Origin of the sequence: endosymbiont 'TC1' of Trimyema compressum (assembly GCF_001584725.1) — a bacterium.
Lineage (GTDB): Bacteria > Bacillota > TC1 > TC1 > TC1 > TC1.
On record NZ_CP014606.1, the window covers coordinates 1,578,113 to 1,586,453 of the forward strand.

Here is an 8,341-nt window from a genome sequence, read left to right on the forward strand (position 1 = left end):
GGATAATATGGAAACGCCTTATATTTACATCGATTATGAAAAACTAATAAGAAATATTGAAAATATGGCTAAGATTTGTAGAGAAAATAAAGTTTCCTTAAAACCTCACTTCAAAAGTCACAAAACTCTTGAAATAGCTAAAGAACAATTAAAAAGAGGTTCTATTGGCATTACAACCTCGACCTTAAAAGAAACTAAAGCATTAGTCAAAAAAGGCATTAACAATATTACATTAGCTTATCCATTAGTGAGTGAAAGAAAAATAAAGCAGTATAAAAAGCTAGGAAAAGAAAGTAAATTATCTGCACTAGTATTAGACTATCAGCATGGTCTATATTTAAATGCATATTTTTCTAAGGTAAAACCATGCAATGTTTGGCTCAAAATCAATACAGGACTAAACAGACTAGGTATTGAGCCACACAAAATCCCCAGTGAGTTAGAAAAACTTAAAAACATAGAAAACATTAAAGTTGTTGGCTTCTTAGCCCATGGAGGCAATAGCTACAGTGGTAAAGAATCTTTAGAAAAGGTAGGCACCTATGAAGGTCAGGCATTAGTAGCCTATAAAAAACCGCCGCTTCTTGTTTCCTGCGGTTCTGCGCCAACAGCTAAATGGGTTTCCAAAGTTAAAGAAGTAGATGAAATCCGACCGAGAAACTATGTTTTTTACGATAGAACAACGGTTTCTCTGGGAGTATGCCAAAAAGAAGAATGTGCTTTATATGTAAAAGCAACTGTTATTGGTAAATATATAGATCGTCTTGTTATTGATAGTGGAAGTAAAACACTTGGATTAGACAAAGGGGTTCACGGCAACAGTAACATGGAAGGTTTTGGCGTTATTATGGAAAATCCAGACCTTGTTATTACACGGTTGTCAGAAGAGCATGGTGTTATTGAAGGGAAATCCATAGAAAATATTCAAATAGGGCAAATACTGACAATACTACCAAATCATGCTTGCCCAGTCGTTAATCTACATGATACCCTATATGTTTTTTTAAAACCAATTAATCAGCAAGTATACAGTGATAGGAAGAGGTCATTAAGATGAATGAATTATTTAAACAAATTCCCAGTGTGGACATTCTCTTGAAAAATCAAACCGTAAAAGATTTATTGGAAACTTATGGCAGAGAATATGTTCTAGCAACCATTCGCAAAGGAATTAATGAGGTGCGAGAGAATATTAAGGCTGGCACCATTAATATGGAAACATCTCTCGAAAAAGAAATTTTAAATAAAACTAAAGCTATTATTAATAAAGATGAGAAAATGAATTTACGTCCTGTTCTTAATGGCACAGGGACAATTTTACATACGAATCTGGGGCGGGCTACACTAAGCAAAAAAGCTATTGATGCCATAGTTTCAGTGGCCTCAGAATCCTCAAATCTCGAATTAAATTTAGAAACTGGAAAAAGAGGCTCACGTTATGATCATGTGGTCTCCCTATTACAGGAACTTACTGGCTGTGAGGACGCTATCGTGGTTAATAATAATGCTGCAGCTGTTCTTTTAATATTGGCTTCCATAAGTTCAGAAAAAGAATCTATTGTTTCTAGAGGAGAATTAGTGGAAATAGGAGGTTCCTTTAGAATACCGGAGGTTATGGCTTTAGGTGGTGCCATTTTAAAAGAAGTCGGAACAACTAATAAAACACACTTAAAAGACTATGCTGAAAACATTAATAAAAACACAGCTTTATTAGTTAAAGTACACACCAGTAATTTTGCTATTAAAGGATTTACAGAATCCGTTTCTACTAAGGAACTAGGAGAATTGGGCAAAAAATATAACATTCCTATTTATTACGATTTAGGAAGTGGTGCCCTTTATGATTTGAAAAATTATGGCATTCCAAACGAGCCAACAGTAAAAATACTTATTGAAGAAGGGCTCGATATACTCTCCTTTAGTGGTGACAAACTATTAGGGGGACCTCAAGCAGGTATTATTTTAGGGAAAAAAGCTTTTATTGAAAAAATGAAAAAACATCAGCTCCTGAGAGCCTTTAGAGTAGATAAATTAACATTAGCTGCCTTAGAGGCAACATTAAGAGAATATTTAGATATGGACAAAGTAGCAGAAGTTAATCCTACCCTTGAAAAACTGACTGTTTCAAAAGAAACCTTACAACACAAAGGCGAGTTACTATGCTCTTTTCTTGAGAATCAGTTAAAAGATGTTACTTTAACTTTAATTGAAACTGAGGCTTTAGTTGGTGGTGGTTCTTTGCCAGAGCTTCTATTTCCATCTTATTGTGTCTCCCTAGAATTTAACAACAACAGCTTAGGTCAAAAACTCTTGGAAGCCCTTAGAAAAGGTAATCCTAGTATTATGTGTCGAATGCATCAAGATGCTTTACTCATAGATATTAGGGCTTTGGAAAAGGATAAATTTACAAAAATTTCTGAATCCATTATTAAGGAATGGGAGACTTTATTAAAATGAGTTTCTACATTGTAGGCACTGCTGGGCATATTGATCATGGCAAAACTGAATTATCAAAAACCTTAACAGGTATTATGACTGACCGTCTAAAAGAAGAACAGAACAGAGGCATTTCTATTCAACTTGGCTTTGCACCACTGGTTCTTTCAGATGGCTCAAAAGTTGGTTTAGTTGATGTACCTGGTCATGAAAGATTTATTCGTCAGATGCTAGCTGGTGTTGGTGGTATGGATATTATTCTTTTAGTGATTGCAGCTGATGAGGGCATAATGCCTCAAACTAAAGAACATTTAGATATTGCTAATTTATTAGGTATAAAAAATTTAATAGTTGTCCTTACAAAAAAAGATTTAGTGGATGACGAATGGCTAGAATTAGTAAAAGACGACATAAAAATATATTTAGAGGAAAGAGGCTATAAAAATACACCTATTATTGCTGTAGACAGTATTTCCAAAACTGGAATAAATGATTTAAAAGCAGCTTTAAATACAGAAATCAAAAAATTACCAACAAAAGAAAAAGGTGTTTTTCCGCGTTTACCTATTGATAGAGCTTTTTCCTTAACAGGTTTTGGTACAATAATAACGGGAACCTTGTGGAGTGGCGAAATTAAAGTTGGGGATACTCTAGAACTTCTGCCTCATAAAAAACAGGTAAAAGTAAGGAACATTCAGGTTCATGGAGAGGATAAACCCATTGCAGAAGCAGGCCAAAGAGTAGCCTTAAATATTCCAGATATTGCAGTAAAAGATGTGGTAACAGGTAGCCTCTTAATAAAAGAGCATTTTATTAAGCCTACCTATAAAATTGTAACCTATTTTTCTTTACTCGGTGATAAAAAAGCCCTTAAGAATAGGCAAAAAGTAAGACTCTATTTAGGAACTACTGAAGTGCTTGGTCGCTTAATTCTCTTAGAAAATGATTCTTTAGAAAGTGGCAATAGTATGTTCTGTGCTTTTTATTTAGATAAAGCCATTAACTGTACAAAGGGAGATCGTATAATTGTGAGAACACAAACGCCAATGGAGACAATTGGTGGCGCTACAATAATTGATACAGAAGGTAAACATATCAAAAGAAAAAACAAAGAATATATTCAACTACTGGAAAGAAAAATGGCAGGTTCCCCAGAAGAAACATTTTTAGATAGTTTAATAGATACCCCTATGGCTACTAAAGAAAGTCTTTCAAAACTTTTAGAAATGTCAATTGATAGCATTCTAGAATTAATTGAAAACTGTGGTGATGAAGTTATTTTAATAAAAAACAACTATCTCGCTAAAAGTACCTATGATTACTTTAAAAATAATATGATGAATTACATTAATCAGTACTTAGAAAAGCACCCTTTAAGGCAAGGGGTGCCAAAAGAAGAAATTAGAACAAAAGTCTTTTCTAGCCTAACATCAAAAGAATACAATAACCTTCTTTTCCTTTTCGAGGAAAAAGAGGGTATAATGGTAAAAGGAGACAGTATTTCTTTAGTGAATTATAAGCCTATTATCAATGAGAAAACAGCAAGTATTATCCAGAAAATCGAAAGGCTATATGCTAAAGATGGCTTTAATACAAGGTCTCTAGAAGAATATGCTACTCTTTTAAAAATCAATAAAAAAGATTTATTTGAATATATCCAACACCTTCAACAACAGGAAATATTTATTAAAATAGGAGAAGAATTATTTCTTCTAAATACAGTTTTTGCAGCTAATAAAGAAAAAATCATAAACTTTATTAAAAAAGAAGGCAGTATAAAACTCAGTGAAGCAAGAGATATTCTTGATTCATCACGAAAATATGTACTTCCTTTTTTAGAATATTTAGACTATAAGAAAATAACTAAAAGACAAGACGATGTAAGAATATTATTTTAAGGAGTGATAAAAATGGCTAAAAACCCATCATTTGACATTGTTTCGGATTTTGATTTTCAAGAACTGGACAATGCTATTAATCAAACAAGAAAAGAAATTGAGAATCGTTATGATTTTAAAGGATCTAAATCAGAAATAAACTTAAATAAGGATTCTATTTTGCTGACTTCTGAAAATGACAGCAAGATTCATGCCATAGTTGATATACTACAGTCTAAAATTATTAAAAGAAACCTATCAATCAAAATTTTAGATTTAGGTCAAATAGAATCAACAGCAGGTGGTATGGTTAAGCAAAATATTAATCTTAAAAAAGGTTTGAATCAAGAAATGGCTAAGAGTATAGTTAAGATTATTAAAGACAGTAAATTAAAAGTACAGAGCCAAATTCAAGGTGATTTAGTACGTGTAACAGGCAAAAGCATCGATGACCTTCAAAATGTAATTGTCCTAATTAAAGAAAAAGATTTGGATATTCCTATTCAATTCATTAATTATAGATAGAGGTTTATGATGTTTTGGATAGATATTGTTCTTTTAGTTATTTTTCTTTTTGTTGTTTTTCTCAGCTACTTACGCGGTTTTTTCAAAACAATTTTAATATTTATTAAATTACTGCTTTCAGGCTTTTTAGCTTACTTTTTACAAGGTTTTCTCGGACCAATAATAGGAAAAGCTATTCCTGTTAATTATTCAGATAATATGGAAGTGCTTTTGACATTTGTTCCAAGTAACTTGGTAGAAAGCTTTAAAACCCAAAACTCTGCAATAATTGGCTCTATTATTGCTTTTATTATAGTTTTCATTATTCTCTATATTATTTTCACAATTGTTGGTAATATACTAGATCAAAAAATAAATAATCATAGAATCACAAGAATTGCTAACAAATTAGGAGGCATTATTGTAGGTATTTTTGTAGGTATTTTTGCAATGATAATAGGCAATTTTATTATTGCTATAATATTAATGGTCTATAATCCTACAATTGCTATTTCCACTATTTATAGTTCATTTTTCTTAAAATTTTTTGTTGCCGATAGCATTAGTGCAATTCTACAAAGTATGGTATCCCAAATTGGGCAATAAGGAGTGATTGTTATGAAGAAAATAGGTATTCTAAGCTGCTGGTGGCGATTGCCCTGGTTTAAATGCCGCTATTAGAGGCGTTGTTAAGGCAGCAAAAGAACTCTATAATATTGGAGACTATAGGTTTTTATCATGGTTTTAAAGGTTTAATTGAAAATAATTTTAGACCTATTGAGGAAACATCAGGCCTATTGACTAGAGGTGGAACTATTTTAAAAACGTCTCGAGAAAAGCCCTTTAAAGGTCTTGATAAAGAGGAAAAATTAAAAAAATCATGATAACTATCATTGTCATAAATTAGATTTTCTCGTGGTTCTAGGTGGTAACGGAACTCATAAAACAGCCTATAATTTGCAAAAAAATTAGGTCTTAATGTTTTAACACTACCAAAAACTATTGATAATGATATTTTTGGAACTGATATTTGTTTTGGATTTTCATCAGCAGTGGATATCGCTACAGAAGCTATTGATAGAATTCACACAACAGCCTCTTCTCACAACCATGCTATGGTTGTAGAGGTAATGGGTCACCGGGCAGCAGGATGGATTGGTCTTTATGCAGGTGTAGCCAGTGGCAATGATGTTATCTTAATACCAGAAATTCCATTTTCTTTTGAAAAAGTCTGTAATGCTTTAGAAAGCCGTTCCATAGAAAATAAGGATTCTACTATTATTGTTGTAGCTGAAGGCGCAATTAGCAGTGATGAAATGAATTCATTAAAAGAAGAAATTGATCAAAAAAGAAAATTCAGAAGTATTGGTCAAAGAGTAGCTAATAAACTTGAAAAGTTAACAGGCATGGAAAGCCGTTTAACAGTACTAGGACACGTTCAAAGAGGTGGCTCCACACTAAAGTTTCTAGGGACAGGCTTCTTGCAACTAACCTAGGTACCTATGTTGCCTATTTAATCCATAAAGAAAGATATGGGCAGATGGTTAGCTTAAATAAAGGCAAAAGCAGTAGCCGTTCCTTTAGCCGATGTAGCAGGTAAACTAAAGACAGTGCAAAAAAAGATCCTATTTTACTTGCCGCTCGTTCTATTGGAATCTGTATGGGAGATTAATTAAAATTTCAAAGATAAAGACCCTTAGTTCATAATTGAACTAAGGGTCTTCCTTTATAATCCCTAATAATTTTGCTCTGCAGGCATAAAAAAACTAACAACTGCTGTGATGGCTAATATTATAATGTAAATACCAAAATAGAGAGAGTAATTGAGTGCCTAAATTAAAATTAAGCATCATAGGCATTTCAATAATGATAGATAGTATACCAGTAATTAAATAAAGCCACCAATTTTTAAAGACTGGCTTCATTTTAATGGAAGCCCCAATTTCAAATACGCCCCAAACTAATAACCAAATACCTGCTAAAAAAGGCATAAATACTACTGTTACGAAAAAATTAAATACAAATATAAAGCCAAAAATTAAGTTTAAAATTCCTATAACTAGAATACCTTTACTACTCTTGTGAGCTGAGTATTCCATAATGCTTGTAATACCTGCTGTAAAAGTTGAAATAATAAACATAATTACCAAGGTAGTAACCGCAATCAATGGATTTGCAATAACGTATAGGCCGAGTATTAATAGAACAATACCTAGAAGCAAATAAGACCAATGTCTTTTTTTCTTAACTTCTGCCATAATCACCATCTCCTTTTTATAAAATTCCCTACTGTTGACCTCTGTTTCTATCTACGAAAAAATGATCCAATAGAAACACAACCAACAAATAGAAAGTAAAGACCACTAAAAAATGTGATAGTTGCTGCACCAATTGATAGGTTGAAAAATATTATTAAAGCAAACACAATAGAAATAATTGCTGCAATTAAGAAAATCCACCAACTGGAAAAGTAAGTTCTTTTAAAACCAAAAGCAGTAAATAATAATAAGCCCATAGCAAAAATAATAATTGCTAAAATCATTGGTAAAAGAACTGCTAGTACATTAACATTAAATAAAAGTACTATCCCTATTAATAAAACCATAATAGCGACAAACAAGAGCCAATAACTATTTACAATTTTTCTAACTCTAAAAAACTCTATTAAAGTTAAGACACCTGCTATAATAAATACAACACTAATACAGATATTTAAAATATTCATTGCTGCATTAGAATTAAACATAAATACAATTCCTAAAATAATAAATGCAATGCCTATTACTAAACTAAGCCAACCTTTTTCTACTTTTTCCACTAGAAAAACCTTTTTTAATGATAATCTAATAATCTAATAATCTAAGATTTATGTCCATTATACACTAATTTTCTATAGTTATTATCTTGTTTTATCAGAAAAATTTCTTATTTCATTATATACTTTTTATTTAAATAACAATTTTAGTAAAAACTAATGCAAAAATGTTGGAAAAGGGATATAATGGGGATATATTAATCAATAAATGGAGGAGAAATAATGGAAAATTTAAAGTTTACTAAAAACCATGAATGGGTTCGTGTTGAAGGAGATAAAGCAGTTATTGGTATTAGTGACTATGCTCAACACGCTATGGGCGATGTTGTGTTTGTTGAATTACCTGAAGTTGATGCTTCTTTCAAACAAGATGAAGGTATTGCTACAATTGAATCTGTTAAAGCAGTTTCAGATGTGTATGCTCCTATCTCTGGGAAAGTAATCGAAGTAAATGAAAAATTAGAAGATGAGCCAGCACTTATTAATGAGGACGCTTATGGCGAAGGATGGGTATATGCTGTTGAGATTGAAAATGTTTCTGAATTAGATAACCTAATGAGCAACAGTGAATACGAAGAATTCATTAAGAAGTAAATCCTACATTATTTATTAAATTATTAAAAATTAGAGTAATAAAACAAGTATTTTTACTACATGTATATGTGATTAAAGTACTTGTTTTTTCTACTTTCAAATAAGGAAAAAATAA

Annotated in this window: 8 protein-coding genes and 1 pseudogene; 7 read left to right on the forward strand and 2 right to left on the reverse strand. The window is 31.6% G+C overall.

Annotation, left to right across the window (positions count from 1 at the left end):
* Positions 1–7: 7 nt before the first annotated feature.
* The 6 genes and pseudogenes from AZF37_RS09860 (at position 8) to AZF37_RS09885 (ending at position 6,313) form a co-directional block, all read left to right on the forward strand.
* Positions 8–1,057, forward strand: a complete 1,050-nt coding sequence (locus AZF37_RS09860) for an alanine racemase (protein ID WP_088370622.1) — start codon at positions 8–10, stop codon at positions 1,055–1,057.
* Complete coding sequence (gene selA / locus AZF37_RS09865) at positions 1,054–2,457, forward strand: L-seryl-tRNA(Sec) selenium transferase (protein WP_088370623.1); 1,404 nt, start codon at positions 1,054–1,056, stop codon at positions 2,455–2,457. Before AZF37_RS09860 ends, selA begins: the two co-directional genes overlap by 4 nt.
* Entirely contained in the window at positions 2,454–4,334 is a 1,881-nt protein-coding gene (selB, locus tag AZF37_RS09870) for a selenocysteine-specific translation elongation factor (protein ID WP_162474072.1), read from the forward strand. Before selA ends, selB begins: the two co-directional genes overlap by 4 nt.
* 12 nt (positions 4,335–4,346) lie before the next feature.
* Entirely contained in the window at positions 4,347–4,838 is a 492-nt protein-coding gene (locus tag AZF37_RS09875) for a YajQ family cyclic di-GMP-binding protein (RefSeq protein WP_088370625.1), read from the forward strand.
* Between the two features lie 9 nt (positions 4,839–4,847).
* The gene (locus tag AZF37_RS09880) at positions 4,848–5,423 is read left to right on the forward strand and encodes a CvpA family protein (RefSeq protein ID WP_162474073.1); all 576 of its coding nucleotides are present in this window, start codon (positions 4,848–4,850) and stop codon (positions 5,421–5,423) included.
* 62 nt (positions 5,424–5,485) lie between these two features.
* Positions 5,486–6,313, forward strand: a pseudogene (locus tag AZF37_RS09885) (6-phosphofructokinase).
* A 270-nt stretch (positions 6,314–6,583) separates the two neighbouring features.
* Here the strand turns inward: AZF37_RS09885 and AZF37_RS09890 are convergent.
* Positions 6,584–7,075 (reverse strand): HdeD family acid-resistance protein, encoded by a 492-nt coding sequence (locus tag AZF37_RS09890; RefSeq protein ID WP_162474074.1) that lies wholly within the window; start codon positions 7,073–7,075, stop codon positions 6,584–6,586.
* Positions 7,076–7,122: 47 nt separating this feature from the next.
* The gene (locus tag AZF37_RS09895) at positions 7,123–7,635 is read right to left on the reverse strand and encodes an HdeD family acid-resistance protein (protein WP_088370628.1); all 513 of its coding nucleotides are present in this window, start codon (positions 7,633–7,635) and stop codon (positions 7,123–7,125) included.
* A 219-nt stretch (positions 7,636–7,854) separates the two neighbouring features.
* On the opposite strand from AZF37_RS09895, the gene gcvH reads away from it, so the two are divergent.
* Positions 7,855–8,226: a glycine cleavage system protein GcvH gene (gcvH, locus tag AZF37_RS09900; protein WP_088370629.1), complete on the forward strand. Its 372-nt coding sequence runs from the start codon at positions 7,855–7,857 to the stop codon at positions 8,224–8,226.
* Positions 8,227–8,341 lie beyond the last annotated feature (115 nt).

Excerpts from the sequence above, each read along its gene's own strand:
- AZF37_RS09860 (WP_088370622.1), top strand. The coding sequence starts at position 8 with ATGGAAACGCCTTATATTTACATCGATTATGAAAAACTAATAAGAAAT.
- selA (WP_088370623.1), top strand. The coding sequence starts at position 1,054 with ATGAATGAATTATTTAAACAAATTCCCAGTGTGGACATTCTCTTGAAA.
- selB (WP_162474072.1), top strand. The coding sequence starts at position 2,454 with ATGAGTTTCTACATTGTAGGCACTGCTGGGCATATTGATCATGGCAAA.
- AZF37_RS09875 (WP_088370625.1), top strand. The coding sequence starts at position 4,347 with ATGGCTAAAAACCCATCATTTGACATTGTTTCGGATTTTGATTTTCAA.
- AZF37_RS09880 (WP_162474073.1), top strand. The coding sequence starts at position 4,848 with ATGTTTTGGATAGATATTGTTCTTTTAGTTATTTTTCTTTTTGTTGTT.
- AZF37_RS09890 (WP_162474074.1), bottom strand. The coding sequence starts at position 7,075 with ATGGCAGAAGTTAAGAAAAAAAGACATTGGTCTTATTTGCTTCTAGGT.
- gcvH (WP_088370629.1), top strand. The coding sequence starts at position 7,855 with ATGGAAAATTTAAAGTTTACTAAAAACCATGAATGGGTTCGTGTTGAA.